General features: G+C 70.1%; 19 protein-coding genes and 1 tRNA gene. 8 read left to right on the top strand and 12 right to left on the bottom strand.

Translation table 11 applies throughout. From position 1 onward, the window contains the following. The first annotated feature begins 158 nt into the window (after positions 1–158). From ABZ194_RS04815 to ABZ194_RS04805, 3 genes are all read left to right on the top strand, one after another. Positions 159–914: a hypothetical protein gene (locus tag ABZ194_RS04815; protein ID WP_355592365.1), complete on the top strand. Its 756-nt coding sequence runs from the start codon at positions 159–161 to the stop codon at positions 912–914. A 387-nt stretch (positions 915–1,301) separates the two neighbouring features. Beyond that, complete coding sequence (locus ABZ194_RS04810) at positions 1,302–1,871, top strand: YdeI/OmpD-associated family protein (protein ID WP_355592363.1); 570 nt, start codon at positions 1,302–1,304, stop codon at positions 1,869–1,871. 745 nt (positions 1,872–2,616) lie between these two features. Further along, a complete protein-coding gene (locus ABZ194_RS04805) occupies positions 2,617–3,237 on the top strand; it encodes a LuxR C-terminal-related transcriptional regulator (RefSeq protein ID WP_355592361.1) in 621 nt (206 codons plus the stop codon). Positions 3,238–3,363: 126 nt separating this feature from the next. Here ABZ194_RS04805 and ABZ194_RS04800 read toward each other — a convergent pair. From ABZ194_RS04800 to ABZ194_RS04785, 4 genes are all read right to left on the bottom strand, one after another. After that, positions 3,364–3,440 (bottom strand) — tRNA-Lys (locus tag ABZ194_RS04800). Positions 3,441–3,882: 442 nt separating this feature from the next. Beyond that, positions 3,883–4,278, bottom strand: coding sequence for an OsmC family protein (locus ABZ194_RS04795; RefSeq protein WP_355592359.1), 396 nt, complete (start codon positions 4,276–4,278; stop codon positions 3,883–3,885). 60 nt (positions 4,279–4,338) lie between these two features. After that, on the bottom strand, positions 4,339–4,590 hold the full coding sequence (locus ABZ194_RS04790) for a hypothetical protein (RefSeq protein ID WP_355592357.1): 252 nt from the start codon (positions 4,588–4,590) through the stop codon (positions 4,339–4,341). Positions 4,591–4,668: 78 nt separating this feature from the next. Beyond that, a complete protein-coding gene (locus ABZ194_RS04785; protein ID WP_355592355.1) occupies positions 4,669–5,721 on the bottom strand; it encodes an NADP-dependent oxidoreductase in 1,053 nt (350 codons plus the stop codon). 255 nt (positions 5,722–5,976) lie between these two features. Here ABZ194_RS04785 and ABZ194_RS04780 point away from each other — a divergent pair, with 255 nt between their 5' ends. Next, positions 5,977–6,345: a phage holin family protein gene (locus ABZ194_RS04780; protein WP_355592353.1), complete on the top strand. Its 369-nt coding sequence runs from the start codon at positions 5,977–5,979 to the stop codon at positions 6,343–6,345. A gap of 140 nt (positions 6,346–6,485) precedes the next feature. On the opposite strand, the gene ABZ194_RS04775 is transcribed toward ABZ194_RS04780, so the two are convergent. Next, entirely contained in the window at positions 6,486–7,439 is a 954-nt protein-coding gene (locus tag ABZ194_RS04775; protein ID WP_355592351.1) for a LacI family DNA-binding transcriptional regulator, read from the bottom strand. Between the two features lie 227 nt (positions 7,440–7,666). Here ABZ194_RS04775 and ABZ194_RS04770 point away from each other — a divergent pair, with 227 nt between their 5' ends. Both ABZ194_RS04770 and ABZ194_RS04765 read left to right on the top strand, forming a co-directional pair. After that, positions 7,667–8,557 (top strand): amidohydrolase, encoded by an 891-nt coding sequence (locus ABZ194_RS04770; RefSeq protein WP_355592349.1) that lies wholly within the window; start codon positions 7,667–7,669, stop codon positions 8,555–8,557. 52 nt (positions 8,558–8,609) lie between these two features. Beyond that, entirely contained in the window at positions 8,610–9,134 is a 525-nt protein-coding gene (locus ABZ194_RS04765) for a cysteine dioxygenase family protein (RefSeq protein ID WP_355592347.1), read from the top strand. Between the two features lie 8 nt (positions 9,135–9,142). Here ABZ194_RS04765 and ABZ194_RS04760 read toward each other — a convergent pair whose 3' ends face one another. Beyond that, positions 9,143–10,363, bottom strand: a complete 1,221-nt coding sequence (locus ABZ194_RS04760) for an MFS transporter (protein WP_355592345.1) — start codon at positions 10,361–10,363, stop codon at positions 9,143–9,145. Between the two features lie 160 nt (positions 10,364–10,523). Between ABZ194_RS04760 and ABZ194_RS04755 the strand changes: the two genes are divergently transcribed. Further along, positions 10,524–11,066 carry an RICIN domain-containing protein gene (locus tag ABZ194_RS04755; protein WP_355592343.1) on the top strand — a complete coding sequence of 181 codons (543 nt, stop codon included), beginning with the start codon at positions 10,524–10,526 and terminating at the stop codon, positions 11,064–11,066. Between the two features lie 177 nt (positions 11,067–11,243). On the opposite strand, the gene ABZ194_RS04750 is transcribed toward ABZ194_RS04755, so the two are convergent. The 5 genes from ABZ194_RS04750 to ABZ194_RS04730 all read right to left on the bottom strand — a co-directional run bounded on the left by ABZ194_RS04750 (position 11,244) and on the right by ABZ194_RS04730 (position 18,385). After that, entirely contained in the window at positions 11,244–12,068 is an 825-nt protein-coding gene (locus ABZ194_RS04750; RefSeq protein ID WP_355592649.1) for a carbohydrate ABC transporter permease, read from the bottom strand. Positions 12,069–12,172: 104 nt separating this feature from the next. Beyond that, positions 12,173–13,060 (bottom strand): sugar ABC transporter permease, encoded by an 888-nt coding sequence (locus ABZ194_RS04745; protein WP_355592341.1) that lies wholly within the window; start codon positions 13,058–13,060, stop codon positions 12,173–12,175. Between the two features lie 114 nt (positions 13,061–13,174). Then, entirely contained in the window at positions 13,175–14,458 is a 1,284-nt protein-coding gene (locus ABZ194_RS04740; RefSeq protein ID WP_355592339.1) for an extracellular solute-binding protein, read from the bottom strand. Between the two features lie 140 nt (positions 14,459–14,598). After that, entirely contained in the window at positions 14,599–15,375 is a 777-nt protein-coding gene (locus tag ABZ194_RS04735) for an AMP-binding protein (protein ID WP_355592337.1), read from the bottom strand. Positions 15,376–15,913: 538 nt separating this feature from the next. Next, a complete protein-coding gene (locus ABZ194_RS04730; protein ID WP_355592335.1) occupies positions 15,914–18,385 on the bottom strand; it encodes a tetratricopeptide repeat protein in 2,472 nt (823 codons plus the stop codon). Between the two features lie 428 nt (positions 18,386–18,813). On the opposite strand from ABZ194_RS04730, the gene ABZ194_RS04725 reads away from it, so the two are divergent. Continuing rightward, on the top strand, positions 18,814–20,613 hold the full coding sequence (locus tag ABZ194_RS04725; RefSeq protein ID WP_355592333.1) for an ABC transporter ATP-binding protein: 1,800 nt from the start codon (positions 18,814–18,816) through the stop codon (positions 20,611–20,613). Here the strand turns inward: ABZ194_RS04725 and ABZ194_RS04720 are convergent. Beyond that, complete coding sequence (locus ABZ194_RS04720; protein WP_355592331.1) at positions 20,601–22,130, bottom strand: penicillin-binding transpeptidase domain-containing protein; 1,530 nt, start codon at positions 22,128–22,130, stop codon at positions 20,601–20,603. The genes ABZ194_RS04725 and ABZ194_RS04720 overlap by 13 nt on opposite strands. Positions 22,131–22,150 lie beyond the last annotated feature (20 nt).

Raw genomic sequence — 22,150 nt, 5'->3', positions numbered from 1 at the left:
GCTCCTCTCGGCAGCGAGGAGGTCTCCCCTTTCGAATCCCCGAGCCCGATGGCCGTCCGTCCGGCGCGTGCCTGCTCGCTGAAAACAAACCGGCCACACCGCTCCGGCCGTGTCAGCTGTCGCCACATGGTTGTATAATAAGAAACGAGGATGAGTGAGTGTCCGCCACGCTGGACGAGATTCTCCGTTCGCCCATTGGGCGCAACTCCGCCTACTGGTTGAAGTTCGCCGACGACTGGTGGAGAAATCGAAGTTATTGGAATCTTCATGAGATGTGCGTTGTAGCGGCACTGAGAGTCTCCGAGGGGGTCGACGATCCGGACAAGATTCCCCCCGCCACCGATAGGGATATTCTGGCGATGGCCCGAGTTCTGGCCGACGTCGTAGATCATCACCCGATTTCCCGTCACCTCACGAGGACATCATCGCCACAAGTTCACTTCGGAAATCCAAAAAAGAGTGTTAACTTCGGCGATCAGAATGGGGCTCCACTCCACGGAAAACCCTCGCGAGCACTCTGGACATCTTCACTAATAGAAGCAAACCGAAGTTCCTGGCTGGCCGCGATCGACAGCTCCTTCGTGCCGGTCGATAAATCAGAATTAAACGAGCATCACATCTCTGTCGATATCCCAAAAACAAGGATTTTCAACATTGACGGCCCTGAGGACATCGCGGCCTTAGCCGAACTGTACGGCATTCCCGGTAACGGGCAAGCGAAGATCGACTGGACAGCGGTACGCCTTGATTACGACGCGGTACATCTGAGTTTCAGGGGAGTAATGACTGCCCAGGGAATACCCGTCAGTTCAACGAACGGCGCCCATTCCCTAACCTCCTGGGATTGCGAGAGCACCGCCTGGTTCAACGACAACCATTTCACGGAATGGATACATGCGGCCGAGCCGGCCTGACTCCAACCTAAATCTTTCATGATCTTCGCCTGGCCGCTTGAGGGGGTCGACCGCGTTTTGTTTTCGTGACCCGGCTGGGGGAATACTCGTCCGATGCTCTCCAAGCCCGGTGTGGTTGAGCCACTCCGTTGACATGACCTTTCTACCGGGAAGCGCCGATCAAAAGGCTGTGAACCGCTATGGCCTCAGCTTTAAAACTGTTTGTTCACCCCCAGGGCCGTGCGCCGGAGCCCCTCCGGAGGGGCTCGCACCGAGGAAGCCCCTCCGGAGGGGATCGGACCCAGAGAAGGCGGACCCGGGGCCGGACACCGGACGGCGGCCCGCCAGGCCACCATTGAGCCCATCGGGGAGCGATCATTCCGGTATGCCGTGTGGTTGAATCGGCGGATGGATCTGATGCTTGTCGCCTTCGGCACCCCGGACGAGTGGGAAGCCTGGCTCGCGGAGCATCACGAGACATCCGTCGGCGTCTGGCTCAAGATTGCCAAAAAGGACTCCGGCATCGCCACGGTTTCATACGCCGAGGCGCTTGACATCGCCCTCTGTTACGGCTGGATCGACGGCCGGCGCGACAGAGTGGACGACGAGTACTGGCAGCAGCGGTTCAGCCCACGCCGGGCCGGCAGTAAGTGGTCGAAGAACAACCGGAACAATGTCGCCAAACTTTTGGAGCAGGGCCGGATGAAGCCCGCGGGCCTGCTCCAGGTCGAGGCGGCGAAAACCGACGGCCGGTGGGACGCGGCATATGAGTCGCAGAGCACCATCACGGTTCCCGACGACCTCCAGCGGGCACTGGAGCGGAACCCCGCCGCCCAGGAGTTCTTCACCACACTCGACAGCAGGAACCGTTACGCGGTTCTCTACCGGGTCCAGGACGCCAAGAAGCCGGAGACGCGGGCACGCCGCATCGAGAAATACGTCGCGATGCTCGGCGAGCAGAAGAAGATCTACCCGTGACACGGGCTCTCACAACGGCTCGGGCTTGAGACTCACACGGTCGGCTCTGATCCACGACGGACAGCGGGTTCGGCAGCGCGTCGGCCGGCCGTACTTCCGGAAACGCTTGGCGTGCGGTGATGACGTTCATCGAAACTCCTTGAGTGTGGAGACCCCTTCCTCGGCACGCGCCATTCTCCACACCGTCCGGCGCCGGTCGGCGGGCCTCCCGTGCTCCGCGGCGAAATGATCAGAAACCGGCCGTGGCCTAATCCGGAAACACGACACTTCAGCATGCGGCCACTCACCGGAAGCAGCCCATCCCCCACACTTGCGGAGCAACTCCGAGGAGGTAAGGATTTACCGGATGACGCATCTCGGATCACCCGAAAAACAGGGACGGGATGTTGAACGCTCTGGGATTGGACACCCTTGCCGAAAAACCCATCGTCCCCTGCCGACCAGGCATGACCTCGACATCGAGGGGATCGCCGCAGAACTCTCCGTGCCCGAGGATCAGATCCGCGCGACACTCGATCAACTCGTCACACCGGCGCCGCTCCACCCTTCCCGGGAATCACCGCAGCCCCTGTCGCCCGTCAACCCCGAGGTCGGCCTTGGGGCTCTTTCACCGTGCCATCAGGGCGAACTCCTCCGTCAGCGGCAGGAGTTCGCCGAGATCTGGGCGGCGATGACACAACTGATCAGCCAGTACGCCGGCCTGGAAACAGATGTCTCACGCCCCGATACCGAACGGCTAATCGGTATGGACGCCATCCGATCCCGGATCGAACGGCTCGCGCTGCGGGCCGAGATCGAAATCGCGAGCCTGATGACGGCCGTCCCCCGGGACCCGGCCGTGATCGACTCCGCGATAACCCTCGACCGGCGGGTGCGTGAACGGGGGGTGACGATCCGCAGCGTCGGCATGGACCGCCTCCGCGGGGATCCGGCCGCCCTGACCTATGCCCGCCGGCTGGTCGACATCGGAGCCGAGGTTCGGGTCGCTCCAACCCTGCCGGTCCGCATGCTCATATACGACCGGCAGGTGGCCCTGGTCCCGTTTGATCCGGCCAACAGCGCGGCCGGTGCGGTTCAGGTCACGGGGAAGGGCGCCGTCGCCGCGATTCTCGCCCTTTTCGAACAGGTCTGGGCCTCTGCCCTGCCCATCGACTCGATTCCGGCGAAGGACGATGCCGGGCTGTCCCCGCAGGAGCGGGAACTGCTCCGGCTGCTGGCCGAGGGGCTCACCGACGCGAGAGCGGGCCGGCACCTGGGAATCTCCCCCAGGACGGTACGGCGGACGGTGGCCGGCATGATGAGCCGTCTGGGTGCCCGCAGCCGTTTCGAGGCCGGACTGCGCGCGGTGGAGAGAGGGTGGATCTAAGGCCGCGGCGTTGGCGCCCAGCGGGAAGGGCAGCCCGTGTGGCGCCGCCCACACAGGACGGACCCCTGTAGATGACTATGGGCACCGTCCACATGGTGGAAGGTGCCCGGTCATCGGCCTGAACCGTGGTGCGCCGCCAGGGACTCGAACCCCGGACCCGCTGATTAAGAGTCAGCTGCTCTAACCAACTGAGCTAGCGGCGCCTGCGACGGAGGTAACTCTAGCAGCAGCTCCGGGGGCGGGAAACACGAACGGTCGCGCGACGGCCCGGGGACGACATCGGGGCCGGACGGTCCTCGAACCGTCCGGCCCCGCAACAGACTCGGGGCCGGACAGTCCCCCAACTGTCCGGCCCCGGCCTCCTCGCGGGCCCCTCCATCGTCTCCCCCAAGACTCCGGCGGCTCCGCTCAGGGACGCGATCCCCCTCGCGTCCTGTATCCGGTGAAAAGTCTCTGCAATGCTCCCCCCGGGCTTCGCAGAACCCCTTGACCTGCTTCAACAATACAGAACCAAATGTAAGGAGCACGTCATACGCGGGTTGATTTTGGGCCTACACCCGGAGATGACCCGGTATCACCGAGTGGCCCCACCGAGCGCCGTCGATCAACGCGAGACCCCGCGCGCCACGGCCGTCCGCCCCCGGATCACTCGGGCAGTTCGAGGCTGATCTCGCTCTTCTCCCGCAGGGCCCGGCTCACCGTGCAGTACTTGTCCTCGACCCGCTGAGCCACGGCGCGGAAGACCTCGGCGGCCTTCTCGTCACCCTCGGGATACTCCACGTCGTAGGTGACGGTGATCGTGCCGAGCAGCGTCGGCTCGACCTTCTCCGCCTGGACGGTCATCGCCAGGCGGGCCAGCCGGTGACCGCGCTGGGCGGTGAGCGGCTCGACGGTGACGATGTTGCAGCCGCCGAGCGCGGCCAGCAGGAGCTCCACCGGGGTGAACACCCCCTGCTCGTCGCCGCCTATCGCGACCTCGGCCCCGCGGTCGTTGCGGGCCACGAACCCGTCGTCGGTCCGCTCCACCCTTACCAGCGCCATGACGCTTCCTCCTCACAACTCTGCCGACACCCTATCCAAGCGGCCAGAGCGGATGGCGACCTAGGCGTCTCGGTGTTTGGACAGGTAGTCGATGTAGAAGGGGCGCAGCGCGTCGCCGAGCTCGCCCTCGCCGGACGCCATGGCATCGCTGAGCAGAGCCGAGACCCGGCTCAGATCGTTGGCCGTCTCGTCCTCGTTCCCGGTGGACGCCTCCGCCGCCGGGATCACCTTGAGCAGCTCCCACAGGAAGGCGAAGTCTCCGTGGTGCACGGCGTAGCGGACCGCGCGATCATGTAGCTCATGGGCCGACAACGTCTCAAATTCATCCGTTTCCAACTGACCCACCCCCTCAGGCCCCTTCTGCCCAGAGATCGTGTCGATCATGCATGTTCAGCGGGTCAAGCGGACGATCATCTTGCCGATGTTGGCACCGCGGAGCATGTCGACAAAGGCCGCCGGGGCGTTCTCCAGGCCGTCGACGACGGTCTCCTGAAAGGTGATCTCGCCGTCGCGGAGCCAGGCCCCCACCTCGGCGGTCATGTCGGGCAGCCGGTCGGCGTGGTCGCAGACGATGAACCCGCGCAGGGTGAGCCGCTTGCCGATCATCTGGGAGAGGTTGGCCGGACCGGGCTGCGGCTCGGCGGCGTTGTAGACGGAGATCGCCCCGCACATCGCGGTCCGGCCGTACCTCCTGAGCGCGTCGACGGCCGCCTCCAGGTGATCGCCGCCGACGTTGTCGAAGTAGACGTCGATGCCGTCGGGGGCGGCCTGGGCGAGCAGGTCGCGGACCGGGCCCGTCCTGTAGTTGAAGGCGGCGTCGAAGCCCAGCCTCTCGGTCAGGTAGGCGACCTTCTGGTCCGAGCCCGCGCTGCCCACCACCCGGGAGGCGCCCTTCAGGCGGGCGATCTGCCCGGCCAGGCCGCCTACCGCACCGGCCGCGCCGGAGACGAAGACCGCGTCGCCCTCCTGGAACGCGGCGATGTCGAGCAGGCCCACGTAGGCGGTGAGACCGGGCATGCCGAGCACGCCGAGGTAGGCCGAGAGCGGGACGCCGAAGATCTCCTCGACCTTGCGGGCCTGGGCGGCGTCGACGAGGGCGTAGTCACGCCAGCCGTACCCGTGCAGGACGAGGTCGCCGGGGGCGAGACCGGCCGCGCCCGACTCGGCGACCTCTCCGAGCGCGCCGCCTTCGAGGGGCGCGCCGACCTGAAACGGCGGGACATAGGACCGGGCGTCGTTCATGCGTCCCCGCATGTACGGATCGACGCTCATCCAGAGGCTGCGGACGAGAACCTGTCCCGGGCCGGGGGCGGGCACCTCCACCTCGGCGAGTTCGAAGTTCTCCGGCACCGGCCAGCCGGTGGGCCGCGAGGCGAGCCGGATCTCCCGCGAGACGACCGCGGGGCCCACGGCCCCGGAGTCGTTGGACGTGACGTCGGACATGGTGGGGCTCCCTCGGCGGTTCGCGTTTTCTCCCCGGTGCCATTTCCCCCGTCCGTCCAGGGGCATCGTCATCATCCGGCAATCTCTCGCCCAGGGATCATCGGGGCCCGGGACCCCGCGCCCGGCATCCGGTCTCCGGGATCCGTGCCCGGCAGGCGCCGCGGGGGCCACTGAAGTGTCTAGTGTCCAGGTATATCCGCCGCCGACGGTGCGGATCTATCGTTCGTCCGATCTCCCATGCGAGGATGCCCAAACGTGAGAATCATCATCAAGGTCCTGGCTGTGGCGGCCGCCCTGTGGGCGGCCACCCAGATCGTGGCCGGCATCACGGTGTCCGCCTCAACCACCCCCAACAAGATCGGCACGCTGGTCGCGGTGGCGCTCGTCTTCGGCGTCGTCAACGCGGTGCTCAAGCCGATCATCAAGCTTCTCGGCTGTGCCTTCTACGTGCTCACGCTCGGCCTGTTCGCGCTGGTCGTGAACGCGGGGCTGCTGCTGCTCACGAGCTGGATAGCCGCCCAGCTGCACCTGTCGTTCCATGTGGCCGGCTTCTGGGCCGCGTTCTGGGGCGCGATCATCATCAGCCTGGTGAGCTGGCTGCTCGACCTGGTCCTCGGTGACTGACACCACCGTCACCCTCCACCGCACCACCGTCATCGGTCACCCCGGACGGCGCCCACCCGGCCCGTCCGGCGGGTGGGCGACCGCTCCCGCCCCCACTCCCCCACCGGCCGGGGCGGGGGCGGACACCGCCCCGGAAGAGGTCAGCCGACCGAGCCGCGGGCGCGGAGTTCGGGGGCCTGGACGATACGGCGACGGCGGGTGTTGCCGTCGGCGGCGGCCACCACGATGCGGACGGCCGCCCGGACGATGCCGTCGATGTCCCAGTCGACCGTGGTCAGGCCCGGCGTGAGCAGGCCCGACATGGGGTGATCGTCGTAGCCCATCACCGACACGTCGTCCGGGATCCGCAGGCCCCGATCGGCCGACGCCGCGTAGACCCCGTAGGCGATGGAGTCGGCGAAGCAGAAGAACGCCCGGTGCCCGCCGGCGAGCGTCCGGTCGGCCACCTCCGTGGCGCCCGTCAGCGCCTGGGGGGCGGTGACCACCTCGATGTCCAGCCCGAGCCGTGCCGCCTCGGCCATGACGTGCACGTCGGCGGGGCGGTCAGGGGTGCTGGCCCTGGTCGGGGTGAGAACGGCCATGCGCCGCCGGCCCCGGTCACGCAGGTGTTCGAGCGCCAGTGTGACGCCCGCGCGGTTGTCGAACACGACCTCCCCCGCCGTCCGCGCCCCGGCCAGCGCGTCGCCGATCGACACCACGGGCAGGCTCTCGGACAGCTCGGCCCAGAGTGGCGCCGCCGGATCCACCGGCTGCACGATCAGGGCGTCCACCCGCTGGTCGCGGAGCTGCCGGGCCAGTGTGCGCTCTCGGGCCGGGTCGCCGGCGGCGTCCAGGATCAGCGCGTAGCGGTCGTTGTCCTTGAGAGCCCGGCCGATGCCGACGGCCAGCGCCTGCTGCCAGAGGTCCTCCAGGGAGCCGCAGAGCAGACCGATCACCCCGGTCCGGCCGCTGGCGAGCGCCCGGGCGATCGGGTCGGCCTCGTAGCCGAGCTCCGCGGCGGCACGGCGCACCCGTTCGATGGTCTCCTCCGACACCTGCATCCCTCGCAGGGCGTAGGAGACCGAGGCCGGGGAGAGGCCGGTGGCCTTCGCCACCTCGCGTATCGTCGCTCGTTTCCGGGGCTGGGGCACCAGCCCACCCTATGCCTCACCTTCTGCCCGGGATGGGTTCTCCACCAGATCAGGACGGTTTATGGCATTGACACATATAAAGTGAAACGGTTCACTGAATCGGTTCACTGAATCGTGTCACCCGGGGTGCTTTAAGGTCAGGACTGTTGCCTATATTCTAGGTAGGGAATACCTCGAAAGGAGGGGCCGAAATGGCGGTCGACGTGCACCAGCACCTGTGGACCCCCGCGTTCGTGGACGCGCTCCGACGCCGCGGGACACCGCCCCGCCTGGACGGGTGGACGCTGCACCTGGCCGGTGAGCCCGCCTACCGGGTCCACCCCGGCGACCACGACCTGGCCGGGCGCCTCGCGCTCAACGAGGGTCTGGAGCTGGCACTGGTCTCGCTGTCCAGCCCGCTCGGCATCGAGTCACTGCCGGCCGAGGACGCCTGGCCGATCATCGACGCCTACCACGAGGACGCCCTCGCGCTGCCCGACCCGTTCGGCGCCTGGGCGGCGACCTGCCTCGACGAGATCGACCCGGCCAGACTCGCCAAGACCCTCGACCAGGGGTTCGCCGGGCTCCAGTTGCCCGCGACGGCCGCGGGGACCGGGGCGGACCTCGCGAGGGTCGCCCCGCTGCTCGACGTGCTCACCGAGCGCGACCTCCCCCTCTTCGTGCACCCGGGACCGGCGGCCGAGCCCACCGGGCCCGGCTGGTGGCCCGCCGTCGTGCCGTACGTGCAGCAGATGCACGCCGCCTGGTTCGCCTTCACCGCGTTCGGCCGCCCGCGCCACCCCGGCCTGCGGGTCTGCTTCGCCCTGCTGGCGGGCCTGGCCCCGCTCCACTCCGAACGGCTGACCAGCCGGGGCGGGGGGAGCCGGGGCCGGGTGGACCCGGAAACGTTCCTGGAGACCTCCTCCTACGGTCCGCGCGCCATCGACGCGATCATCCGCGAACTGGGCGTCGACGTCGTGGTCAACGGCTCCGACCAGCCCTACGCCACCGCCCCCGACCCCGCGCTCGGCGACGCCGCCCGGCACGCCGTGGCGGTCGTCAACCCCGGCCGCCTGCTGAACCGAAAGGAGTCGCGCAAGTGAACGTGAACCAGTCCCAGGGCCGTGAGCGCCGCGCGTTCCGGGGAGGCCGGCGATGAGCTACGACACCCTGCCGGCCCGCGCCCTCGACCGGCGCGAGCTCCGCGACCTGGTCGACGAGCTGGCCGCCGACCCGTCCCGATGGAAAGACCTGGTGGACTTCCCGCAGGAGGGCGGCCGCCACTACGTCTCCCTCTACCGCGACACCCACGTCGACGTCTGGCTGCTGTGCTGGCGTCCGGAGGACGACACCGGCTGGCACGACCACGACATCTCCTCCGGCGCGGTCCGGGTGGTGGCCGGGACGCTGCGGGAGTGCAATCCCCGCATCGGCGGCGAGCACCTGGAGACCGTGGTCTCGGCGGGCGAGTCGTTCTCCTTCGGCCCCGACCACATCCACCGGCTGACCGGCGCTGTGGACGGCAGCGTCTCGATCCACGCCTACTCGCCGCCGCTCTGGCGTCTCGGCCAGTACTCGATCAGCGACAGCGGCGTGATGCGCCGCGTCTCGGTCAGCTACGCCGACGAGCTACGTCCCATGGACGAGACCCGGCGGACAGCCGAGGCCGCCATCGCGTGACACCGCGGTCACCGCGCCGGCCCGGTGCGGGCGCCGGGCGGATCCCCCCCGGTGCCCGCCGGCGGCGCCGGACGTCCGGCCGGGAACCCGGCGACCAGCTGGAGCGCGCACGCGCCGAGCCCGGCCAGCAGCGGTGGCGTCCAGCCGCCCGAGACCTCGCGGAGCGCGCCGACCAGGAGCGGGCCGAGCGCCGCGAGCACGTACCCGACGGACTGGGCGACGGCCGACAGCGCGGTCACCTCGGCCGGATCGGAGGCCCTGAGCGTGATGATGAGCAGGGCCAGCGTGATCGAGGCCCCCTGCCCCAGCCCAAGAACGATCATCCACAGCCAGGGAACGGTGGCCGGCGCGACCAGCACACCGGCGTATCCGGCGATGGTGAGGACGGTCGCCACGGTGACGTGGGGCAGCTGCGACCCGGCCCGCCCGGCGTGCACCGGGACGGTGAGGGTGGCCGCCACCTGGGCCAGGTTCGTCAGGCCGAGCAGATATCCCGCCTGGTCCGCGGGGAGTCCCGCGTCCCGGAAGATCGTCGGCAGCCAGGCGAGCATGATGTAGAAGGTCAGCGACTGCAACCCCATGTAGAGGGTGACGAACCAGGTCATCGGGGTGCGCAGCAGCGTATGGAACCGCCTCGGCGCTCCGCTCGGCCGTACCGGGGACCGCAGTGCCTGGGGCAGCCAGAGCAGGGCCGCCGCCACCGCCGGAACCGCGGCCATCGCGGTCACCTCGCGCCAGCCGTACCCGGTGGCGCGCTCCAGCGGGACCGTCAGCCCGGCCGCGGCGGTGGCGCCCAGGACGAGGGCGGAGACGTATATCCCGGTGAACAGGCCGATCCGCGAGGGGAAGTGCTGTTTGACGACGCCGGGCATCGCCACGTTCATGATGGCGATGGCGGTCCCGGCGACGGCCGCGCCCGCGTAGAGCTCGAAGACGCCGCCCGCGCCGCGCAGCAGCACCCCGGCGGCCAGGGTCAGCAGCCCGGCCAGGAGCGTGCGGTCCAGACCGAAACGGCGGGCCAGCAGCGGGGCGAGCGGGCCGAGCACCCCCAGGCAGATCAGCATGACGGTGGTGACCGCCCCGCCTCCGGCGGCGCTCAGCCCCAGATCGGCCATGATCTCGTCGAGCACCGGCGAGATCCCGGCGAGCGCCGGCCGCAGGTTGAACGAGGCCAGCACGAACCCCGCGATCAGCAGCGCCCGCGACACCCCGGTCCCCCGCTCGAACATCGCCCCACCCTCCCACAGGGCGTTCGGAAGGGGTCACGGGGGCGTGGAGAACGCCGGCGCCGCGACACGCGCTCGATCACGGATCGTAATGGGCCGACACTCTCGGTCATCCGTGCTACGAAGAACTCGTTGATCTTTCTAGAGCACCTTGGGAGGCTCCATGAGACTCGTTAACGCAGGTCGCACCCTGGTTATGGCCGCCGTTCTGTTCGCCGGCCCGTTCGTCGCCGCACCGGCGGCGAGTGCCGACAGCGGCGCGCCGGGACAGCCGGAGGCCAGGTTCAGGACGACCCTGGTGGCCAGGCACAGCGACAAGTGCCTGGACGTGTCAGGTGTCAGCACCCAGACCGGGGCCAACGTCCACCAGTGGACCTGCATCCTCGGCCAGCCCAACCAGGAGTGGAACCTGGTGGCGACCAGCGACGGCTACTACACCCTCCGGGCCACGCACAGCGGCAAGTGCCTGGACGTGTCCGGCGTGAGCACCCAGGACGGCGCCAACATCCACCAGTGGACCTGCCTGCCCAACCAGCCCAACCAGGAGTGGAGGCTCGTCCAGCGGGACAGCGGCTACTTCGCCGTCGTCGCCCGGCACAGCGGCAAGTGCCTGGACGTGTCCGGCGTGAGCACCCACGACGGCGCCAACATCCACCAGTGGACCTGCATCTTCGGCCAGCCCAACCAGGAGTGGAGGCTCGCCTGACCTGACGGGCGCGACGCGCGCCTGACGGGCGGGTCGCGGAGCCGTACCGTCCGACCCGCGAGGGGCTCGTGGAGGAGATCGGCCTCGCTCTGGCCGCGCCTCCACGCGCCCCTGGAGCGGGACGTGATCCGGCTGTGCCACCGATCCCGCGCCGGACGACCCACCCGCCGGCCCCGATCAGCCCTTCAGCGCCCCGGCCATCAGGCCGCGGGTGAAGAACCGGCCGAGCAGGACGTAGACCGTCATCGTGGGCACGGAGGCGAGCAGCGCGGCGGCCATCTGCTGACTGTAGGGGACGGTCTGAGCTCCGGCGATGTTGTTGAGCATCACCGTGGTGGGCCAGCTCTGCGGCCCGGTGAGGAAGACCGCGAACAGGAAGTCGTTCCAGAGCGCGGTGAACTGCCAGATGATCACCACCGCGAAGGCGGGACCCGAGACCGGCAGCACGATCGACCAGTAGGTCCTGAGCATCCCCGCGCCGTCCACCCGGGACGCCTCGATGAGCTCGTCCGGGATGGTGACGTAGTGGTTACGGAAGATCAGCGTGCAGATCGGGATGCCGTAGACCACGTGCGCGAGCAGCAGCCCGGGGATCGCGCCGTAGAAGACACCGTGCGCCCCGGTGAGGGACTCGGTGATCTCGTTGAGCCGGACCAGGAGCCGGACCAGGGGGATCATGACGCCCTGGTAGGGGATGAACATGCCGAACAGCAGCAGCGTGAACACCACGTCGGCGCCGGGAAAGCGCCACTTCGACAGCACGTAACCGTTCATGGAGCCCAGGGCCGCCGAGATCAGCGCCCCGGGTACGGCCAGCAGCACGCTGTTCCAGACGCCGGGCGCGAGCTTCTCCCAGGCCACCCGCCACGGTTCCAGCGTCCAGACCTGGGGCGGCGCCCAGGCCCGGCCGGGGTCGGCCTCGGACAGCGGCTTGAAGCTGGTGACCAGCAGCACGTAGATCGGAATCAGGAAGACCACCACGAACAGGACCAGCAGCGCCATCCGGGCGCCGCGCGCCGGGACGGCCCGCCGCCGGGACCTCCGGCCGGGATCCCGCTCCCGCGCCGCGGACGCCGACGTCACGGGCGCCGGTTTCACGGGCGCCGTCATGACCGCCGCTCCCCGCGCAGGGTTCTGACCAGGTAGGGAACGACGAACAGGCTCACGGCGAGCACGATGTAGGACGCGATGACGGCACCCTTGGCCGGGTCGTGGGAGTCGAAGACCGCGACCCACATGAACACCGCGGGCACGTCGGTGATGATCTGCTTGCCGGACACCGCCACGATCAGGTCGAAGACCTTCAGCGAGATGTGGCCGAGGATGATCAGCGCGGACAGGGTCACCGGGCGGAGCAGCGGCAGCACGATGTGCCGGTAGACCTGCCACTCGGTGCAGCCGTCCACCCGCGCGGCCTCCCTGAGATGCTCGGGGACACCCCGGAAACCCGCCAGGAACAGTGCCATGACATATCCGGCCATCTGCCAGACGGCGGGGAGGGCCATGGCCGCCATTCCCCAGTCCGGGTCCCGGAACCACCCCCACTGCGGGAAGTCCAGGCCCAGGCTCTCGAAGAGCCGGTTCAGCCCGATCGCCCGCTCCCCTCGTCCGGAGTGCATCAGCCACCGCCAGACGATCCCGGTCGCCACGAAGGAGACCGCCATCGGGAAGAGGTAGACCGCCCGGAAGGCCGCCTCACCCCTGATCCCCTTCTCCATCAGGAAGGCCAGCAGCCAGCCCAGCGCCAGCGTCCCCACCGTGAACACCGCGGTGAAGACGATCGCGTGGTCGACCGAGATGCCCCAGCGCCGCTGGTCCCAGAGCGTGACGAAGTTCTCCAGGCCCACGAAACGCCCCTCGGACACCTCGTCGTGCCTGTCGGTCATGGCGAGCCGGAGGTTCCAGCCGAGCAGGCCGTACACGAAGACCCCGACGGCGGCGATCGACGGGGTGACCAGCAGCAGCCCCGGCAGCCACCCACGTACCCGCGTCACCGGGCGTCCGCCGGGTGGACGCCTCGCCCTTCAGGGCGGGCAGGAGACGAGAGGCGGCCCCGCATGCTCACCTCCGGGTTCTCGCCGGTGGAATCGGACGGAGCCGAAGGGATGTCAACGGCCGAACGCCTTGGCCGCCTCGGCCAGCGCGGTCTGGAGCGCGGCCACGTCCCGGCTCGCGTGGAACACGCCGACCGCCTCGTTGATCGAGACACGCCAGGCGTCGTTGACGTTGACGCCGTGCTGGATGGACCCGGCGAGCCTGTCGCCGCTCCAATCCTTCAGCGCGTCGGCGAGATAGCCGGTGTAGAGGGAGGTGTCGGCATCCCTGCGGGCCGGGATGGAGCCCTTCTTGGGGTTGAAGGCGTCCTGCCCCTCCCTGCTCGCGGCCACCTTCAGCCAGGCCACGGCCCCGTCGCGGTTCAGCGCGCCCTTGGGCAGGGTGAAGCTGTCCGACAGCCACATGAACGTGCCGCCGGTGCCGGGCGAGGGCGCCCAGTCGAAGTCGGTCCCGGACCTCTTGCCCAGGCCGCCGTCCGGCGGGTTGTGGAAGTAGCCGTAGGCCCAGTCGCCCATGACGGTGAACCCGGCGTAGCCCTCGGCCACCTGCTTGGCCGCGGGCTGCCAGTCGTCGGACGGGTCCCCGGCGTAGGACATGATCGTTTTGAAGTCGTTCAGCGCCTTGGTCATCGCCGGGCCGGACCAGTCGGAGTTCGCGGTCCAGAGCGCGTTGTAGGCGTCGGTGCCGAGCGAGCCGAGCAGCACGCTCTCCAGCAGGTGCACCATCGTCCACTCCGAGCCGATCGCGAGCGGGATCTTACCCGTCTTCTTCACCTTCTCCAGGGCCGCGGCGAACTCGTCGATCGTCTTGGGCACCTCGGTGACGCCCGCCCTCCTCAGCACGGCGGGGCTGAACCACATCACGTTGGAGCGGTGGATGTTCACCGGAACCGAGTAGATCCTGCCGTCCACGCTGATCTGGTCGATCAACTGCCGGGGGAGGACGTCCCTCAGCCCGAGCTCGTCGTAGAGGAAGTCGACCGGCTCCAGCTGCCCGGCCCTGACGTAGCCCTGCAGCTCGGCGCCGGCGTGTCCCTGGAAGGTGTCCGGCGGGGTGCCGGCCTGCAACTTGGTGGTCAGCAGGGCGCGCGCCTGGTCACCGGATCCGCCCGCCACCGCCGCGTCGAAGAACCTCAGGCCGCTGCGCCTCTCGAAGATCTCCTTCATGGCCTTCAGCCCGTCGGCCTCCCCCGGCCCCGTCCACCAGGAGAAGACCTCGACCTTCCTGTGGTCGACGGCCTGGGAGCGCCGCCCGGCATCATCACCGCCACCGCAGGCGGTGAGGGTGAGCAGACCCGCCACGGCGACCGCGACGGCCGCCTTCCACCGTCGTCGCATAGCATCCCGTCCCTTCGGGGTCGAGGTTTCGCAGGTTCCCCGAGAAGATGACAACGCTGTCGGCTTGTCAGCACAGCAATCAACGCATTTGACGGCGGAGGGCGTCAAGACTCGCGTGGACGACGGCTCCGTATCCCGGCCTACACCCGCTGGACGGCGCCGTCGAGCAGGGTCAAAACGGTGACGCCGAAGTCGTGGAGGGTCGCGGAGAGCTCGTCGGGGGCGAGACCCGGGGCCACCACGACCAGCGAGCCGCGCATCAGCGCCAGCCCGACCAGGGTGGTCAGGGCCAGAGTGCACGCCAGCGGCCAGGTCACCAGCAGGACGTCCGACTTCTCCAGCACGGCGTGCTTGTCCAGCTCGTGCATCCGCCAGATCAGGTCCTCGTGGGTGAACACGCCGCCGTCCTCGGCCAGCAGCGCGGGCTGGACGGACGGGTCCAGGGGCGGCAGCGGCCCGGGGGTGAGCAGCAGCAGGTCGGCGAAGTCGACGGTGTCGCGCGCCTGGCCGAACGTGATCACCTGCCGCACCCTGGAGACGTCGGCGGCCCGCAGCGACGTCTCCGCCAGGCCGGGCGTCGTGATCAGCAGCCGGGCGTCCCACTGGGCCAGCAGCTCGGCCATCCGCCCGCTCCGGGAGGCGATCGGCGCCGCCACCCCACCTGCCGCGATGACGGTGTGCACCGCGAGGGTCTGGGCGGCGGCGTTGTCCACGTGGATGCCCGCCACCTGCCGTCGCCGGGCGCCCCGCCGGACCAGCCCCGAGGCCCCCCGTGTCACCTCCTCGGCCAGGCGGCGGTAGCCGTACACCGCGCCGGCGCCGAGATCGATCAGTGCGGGCCGGTCACCTCTCTCGCGTGCGCAACCGAACACCGCCTCGGTGACGGTGCCCCTGATGGACGAGGAGGTGGGTCTCATGGTGCCGACGGTACGGCCGATCTTCCGGTAGGAGCATCGACAGATGTATGTAAATGAGTGTGTATTCGGGACCGCCCCTCTCCCGGCTCCCTCCTCCTCAGGATTCTCTCGGGAAACGCGGCGCCCGGCGCCATCCGCGGACGCGGGCACTCCGCGGGAGACCGGACCGCCGGGAAACGCGGGCTCGGCCCCGCCTACGCGGTGCGGGCCCGAGCCCTGCGCGGCTCGAGCCCGCTGTCACGTGACCCATGGCCTGTAGTCCCCACCCCTCCGAGGAGACCTCGGCCGTCGGAGGGACACGCGACGCTCCCGATGTGCCCGACCGAGACGCCAGGGATGGTGTGGGCCCGCCGTACCGGACCGCCATGGTGGCGGGCACGGCCCGGAAGGCTGGGCGTCATCGGTCGAACACCAGGGAAACGTACGGCGGGCGGCGGGTCCGGCGCATGCTCCGGAGTGCGTATCCGGAGATGTATCTACGGCGGCGGCCGATGTGTAGACCCGGGTGGGGCGGTGTGTAGGGACCGGGTGGCACCCCTCAGCCGCGATTCTGCTCGATGACCCAGGTGGCGACCTGGATGCGGGAGGAGAATCCGAGTTTGGCCAGGATGTTGGCCACGTGCCGGGCCGCGGTCGCGGGGCTGATCACCAACTCGTCGGCGATGGCCTTGTTGCTCAGCCCCCTGGCGACCAGATCGGCGATCTCCCATTCCCTGCCGGTGAGCGTGGTGAGCGGGGCCGCGGCCGGGCTCCGGCCGGTCAGCGGGGACGTGCCGACTCGCTCGTCGCCCTCCAGCGCGTAGCGGACCGCCTGCTCCTGGGACATCTCCTGGCCGTGCGCCCACAACTGGGCGACCAGCGCGTCACCGAGCCTGGCCCTGGCGGGCTGGAGCAGCTCCTCCATCCGCGCGCCGAAGCCGGACGGCAGCACCGAACCGCTCATCGCGCTCCGGATCGCGGCCGAGGCTCCCGCCAGGCGCACCGCCCGCCGGTCGTCCTCCTCGGCCAGCGCCAGTTGCGCGAGCGTCTCGATCCGCCGGGCCACACCGAGCCTCTGGCCGGTCCCCCGGCACAGGCGCAGGCTCTCGATCAGCCTGGCGCGGGCGGTGGTGAGATCCCCCTGGGCCAGGGCGATCCGGCCCAGGCCCGACAGGCAGGTGATGGTCTGCCAGTGGGCCGTGATGTCCTGGAGCAGGTCGAGGGCCTGCTCGTAGTAGGCGCGGGCCTCCGCGAGGTCACCCCGGACCCAGGCGACCTGGGCCAGCCCGATGAGCGCGACCGGGGCGGCCCAGTGGTTGTCGAGTTCGTGGGCGATGGCCAGCGCGGCCTCGAAGGAGCGCTGCGACTCCTTGGCCCGCCCCTCCGACAGCGCGAACGTCCCCTCCATGGCGCGGATCACCATCTCGTGCCACGGGTCGTCGACCCGGTGCACCGCCTCCAGGGCCTCGTCAAGCAGGCACCGGGCCCGGTCCGGCCTCCTCTGGTAGATCGCCACCCAGGCCAGGATGGCGAGCGCCCCGCTCAGCGGTCCGTGCAGGCCCGTCGCGCGGCACAGTTCGGCCGCGGCGACGCAGGCCTTCCGCGCGGCTTCGGGGTCGCCCTGCCCGAAGGCCACCTGACCGCGGAGCACGAGGGCGTCGCCGCGCATGCGCGGGGTCAGCGCCGGCGACTCCACCTCCAGCAGGCGGTCAAGCCAGTGGTCGGCGGGGGTGAACCTGCCACCGGCGATGGTCGGCCAGCGCAGCAGCACCAGCAGGTGCAGGGCGCTCTCCGGGTCGTCGTTCTCGGCCGACCAGCGCACCGCGGCCCACACGTTGGCCTGCAACTCGTCGAGCAGGACCAGCATCGGGCAGATCTCCGCCCAGGTGGGGCGGGGGCGGCGGACGATGAGCCGGTGGATCCGGCCGGCGATCTCGATCATGTGGTCCCGGTGCCGCCGCCTCAGCTCGATCTCCTCGCCGGAGACGTCGAGCTGCTCGGCGGCGTACTGGCGGATCGTCTCCAGCATCCGGTAGCGGGTCTGGCCCGCGACCTCGGCGTCGGCCAGGACCAGGGACTTGTCGACCAGGTCGCAGAGCACGCTCAGGACGTCCTCGGCCCAAAGACCGTTGCCGGCGCAGACCTGCTCGGCCATGTCGAGCGTCCAGCCCCCGGTGAACACCGCCAGCCTCCGCAGCAGGATCCGCTCGGGCTCCTTGAGCTGCTGGTAGCTCCAGTCGACGGTGGCCCTGAGGGTCTGGTGCCGGGCCGGGGCCGTTCTGTCCCCGGCGGACAGGAGCCGGAACCGGTCCCTGATCCGGGCGTGGATCTGCTCCACCGTCAGCACCCTGCACAGCGCGGCGGCCAGCTCGATGGCGAGCGGCATCCCGTCGAGCGCCTCGCACAGGCTGGCGATCTCGCCCGCGTTGTGCTCGGCGGTGAAGCCGCGTGAGGCGGCGCCGGCCCGGTCGATGAAGAGCCGCACGGCCTCGCTGGTACGGACGTCGTGGCCTCCTGGCCGGGGCAGGGTGAGCGGCGGCACCCGCCACACGGTCTCCCCCGCCACCCGGAGCGGCTCCCGGCTGGTCGCGAGCACCCGCACCTCGGGGCAGACCGTGAGCAGCGTCCGGCAGAACCGGGCGGACTCCTCGATGAGCGACTCGCAGTTGTCGATGATCAGCAGCAGCTGCCGGTCGCCGAGGGCGTCGAGCAGCGTGTCGGCCAGCGGGCGCGACGGCTCGGCCTTCACCCCGAGCACGGCGGCCACCCGGGGCACGAGCAGCTCGTCCCGCACCGCCTCGGCCAGCTCCACCAGCCAGACGCCCCCGGAGAACTCGGCCGCCACCTGGGACGCCACCCGGACCGCCAGCCTGCTCTTGCCGATGCCTCCCGCCCCGCACAGGCTCACCAGCCGGGCGACGCTCAACAACTCGATGAGCTCCTCCACATCGGCCTCACGGCCGACGAAGCCATTGGGTTCGAGGGGAAGGTTGCCGCCGGTAAGAAAAATGTGCGCGGTGTCCTGTGTCATCGGCTCTTAACGAGGTCGCGGGCCAGCCGTCACAGAAAGTGTGACACCAATTACCGCGCCGTGCCCAGGCTTAGCACCATTTCGGATGCTCGGCTTCTCGGACCCCCCGCAATGTCCGGGTACGGAAATTCATATGAGGGATAAACATGAAGTCTCAACGCTGACCGTCATCGGCCACCGGATGGCGAATTGTCGGCATGGCGATCCACACTGCAGGCATGGCGGACACTCCCCCCGAACCCCGACACCCATCCCCACCCGAATCCGGATCACAGCCCGAATCCCCGCCGGAATCCCAGCCCGTATCCGGCTCACGGCCCGAACCCCGGCCGGAATCCGGATGTCGGCTCGAATCCGAATCCGAATCCGGATTCGATACCGAGCTCGGCGAACTGAACCTCTCCGACTGGCACGCCCACGTCGGCAAGATGACCGGCATCGGCTTTCTCACCATCGCCCGGCGGCTGCCGGCCCTGGTCTCGCAGGCCGTACGGCTGGCCTGGCTGGCCGGCCCGCGCGACACGGTCGTCACGATCACCCTGAGCCTGCTCGGCGGCGCGTTCACCGCGTTCGGGCTGCTCGCCACCACCGGGGTGCTGTCGGCCCTGTTCCAGGCGGGCCCGACCCCGGAGCGGGTCGCCGCCGCCCTGCCCAGCCTGATCCTGGTCGGGGTGGCGGGCACTCTGCGCACGCTGGTGCAGGCGGGCGCGGGCTGGGCGCAGTCCCGGCTGGACCCGCAGGTCAGCCGGATCGCCGAGGAGCGGCTGTACGAGCTGACCAGCCGGGTCGGGCTGGCGGCCTTCGACGACCCCGGCTTCCACGACACGCTGCAACGGGCCAGGTCGCGGGGGGTGGCCATGGCGGACGTGGTGGTCGGTACGGCGATCAACGTGCTGACCGCGATCATCGGGATCGCCGCGGCGGCCGGTGTGCTCGGGGTGCTCCATCCCGTGCTGCTGCCGTTGCTGGTGCTGGCGGTGCTGCCGGACGCCTGGGCGGCGGTCCGCTCGGCGCGCATGCGCTACAGCACGATGTACGCGATCATCCCCGCCACCCGGCGTAAGTGGATCATCTCGGAGCTGCTGGCCGAGCGCGAGCCCGCCGCCGAGGTGCGCTCCTTCACGATGCGTCACTTCCTGCTCCGGATGTACGACGCGGTGGCCACCGCGGAGCAGACCGTCCTGCTGAACCTGGCCCGGCGGCAGACCTTCGCGAAGGTCGTGGGTGAGGCGCTCGGCGGGATCGGGACCGCCGTGGTCTACGTCGTGCTGGGCCTGCTGCTCGCCGCGGGCGCGGTGCCGCTGGCCGTGGCGGGCACCGCCGTGCTGGCGATCCGCTCGGGCCAGACCTATCTGGCGAACCTGATGTACGCCACCAACCGCCTCTACGAGGAGGGGCTCTACTTCACCGACTTTCTGGACTTCTGCGCCGACGCCGAGACCCGGGTGGGGTCCGGTCACTCGGAGGAGGCTCCGGAGACGTTCGAGCGGATCACCGCCGAGGACGTCGTCTTCACCTACCCGGGGTCCGCCACCCCGGCCCTGCGCGGCGTGTCGATCCACATCGACCGGGGTGAGGTGATCGCCCTGGTCGGCGAGAACGGGTCGGGCAAGACCACGCTGGCGAAGATCCTGTCCGGTCTCTACCCGCCGGACGGCGGCCGGATCCGCTGGGACGACACCGACCTGGCGGACGTCGACCCCGAGGAGCTGCGGCGCAACATCGCGGTGATCGCCCAGGACCACACGCGCTGGCCGCTGACCGCCAGGCACAACATCAGCATGGGCACCGACAGGGGAGAGCACGCGCTGCGCTCGGCGGCCGAGGTGGCGGGCGCCGACCAGGTCGTGGCCGAACTGCCCCACGGTTACAGCACGCTGCTGGACCGGCGGTTCAAGAACGGCCAGGAGCTGTCGGGCGGCCAGTGGCAGCGGATCGCGGTCGCCCGGGGCTTCCACCGGGACGCCCCCCTGCTGATCTGCGACGAGCCCACCGCGGCCCTCGACGCCCGGGCCGAGCACGCCCTCTTCGAGCGCATCCGGCGGCACGCCGACGGCCGTACCGTCCTGCTGATCACCCACCGGCTGGCCAGCGTCCGCTACGCCGACCGGATCTACGTCCTGGACCACGGCGAGGTCGTCGAGGAGGGCACCCACAACCGGCTCATCGAGCTCGGCGGCCTGTATTCCGACCTGTACGGCCTGCAGGCCGACGCCTACTCCACCTGATCACCGGTATCGCCCGGCGGGCTTCCGGCACTCTGATCGGCGACGGCGGGCAGCCCCAGGACGGCCTGCATGATCGCTCTGGCGATGGGGGCCGCCACCCGGCCGCCGGGGCCGCCGTGCTCCACCACGACCCCCACCGCGACCCGGGGGCCGGCGGCCGGGGCGAACCCGGTGAAGATCCCGTGCTCCTGACCGGAGGCGGCGCTCCCGGCTGTGTTCTCCGCGCCGCCGGTCTTGGCGGCGACCTCGACGCCCGGGATGGCCGCGGCCTCCCCGGCTCCGCCGGGCCGGGTGACCGTGACCATCATCGCGGTGAGCCGGTTGGCCTCGTCCGCGTCGAGGGCGCGACGGTACTGCGACGGCTCGGCGCCGTCGATCACCGTGCCGTCGGCGAGGCGGACGTCCTCCACCAGGTAGGGGCGCATCAGCGCGCCGTCGTTGGCGATCGCCGCGGAGATCATCGCGATCATGAGCGGGGTGGCGCGGCCGCCGAACCGTCCCAGCGCCGACAGGGCGGTCTGCGCCTGGTCCATCCCCTGCGGGTAGACGCTCCCGGTCACGGGCATGGGCACGGCGAGGTCGTCGGCGTCGAACCCGAAGGCCCGCGCCTGGTCGCGCAGCGCGTCCTGGCCGAGCTCGACGCCGATCTTCGCGAACGGGGTGTCGCACGAGACCTTGAACGCGTCCGCCAGCGGCAGGGTGCCGTCGTCGCAGGACGTGCCGCCGGGGTCGCGCGGGCCGGTGCCGGTCTCCGGGAGGCGGAGGGCGGCGGGCGCGCCGACGTCGGTGGTCGGGCGGTATCTCCCCGAACCGAGCGCGGCCGCGCTGGTGACGACTTTGAAGGCCGATCCCGGCGGGTAGCTCCGCTGGATCGCCCGGTTCAGCAGCGGGTCGGCGGGATCGCTCCGCAGCAACTTGTCCGCCCTGTCGAGCGCGGCGCCGTCGAAGGTCGTGTAGACGTTCGGGTCGTAGGAGGGGAAGGAGGCCATGGCCAGGATCGCGCCGGTGGCCGGGTCGATCGCGACGGCGGCCCCGCGCCGCCCGGTGGCGCGCAGCCCCTCGTACGCGGCCCGCTGCGCCCTCGGGTCGACGGTGAGCCTGAGCGTGGCCCCGGCCTCGGTGCCGTCCACCAGCGAGTGCACCCTCACCCTGGGCGCCTTGCCGGACAGCACCGGGTCCTCGGCGCGCTCGATGCCGTCGGCGCCCCGGAGCGAGAGATGCCCGGTCACCGGCGCGTAGAGCGGTCCACCGGGATAGACCCTCCGATACCGGTACTCGCCATCCTCGTTCTCGATGCTGGCCGCGACGACGCTGCCGTCACGGAGCAGGATGTCCCCCCTGGGGCGGTCGAAGCGCGCGATCAGCGTCCGCCGGTTGCGGGGGTCCTCGTCGAGCCGGTCGGCGCCGAACGCCTGGAGGTAGGTCACGTTGGCGAGCAGCGCGAACAGCATGGCCCCGCATGTCAGGGCGACGTGGCGAAGCGGAATGTTGATCCGGCGTGCGCGCGGTGCGGCCATTGGCCCCTCCCCCGATCCCG

The organism is Streptosporangium sp. NPDC006007 (genome assembly GCF_040614315.1).
In the GTDB taxonomy this organism is placed as follows: domain Bacteria; phylum Actinomycetota; class Actinomycetes; order Streptosporangiales; family Streptosporangiaceae; genus Streptosporangium.
This window is presented reverse-complemented; position numbering and strand designations above follow the sequence as displayed.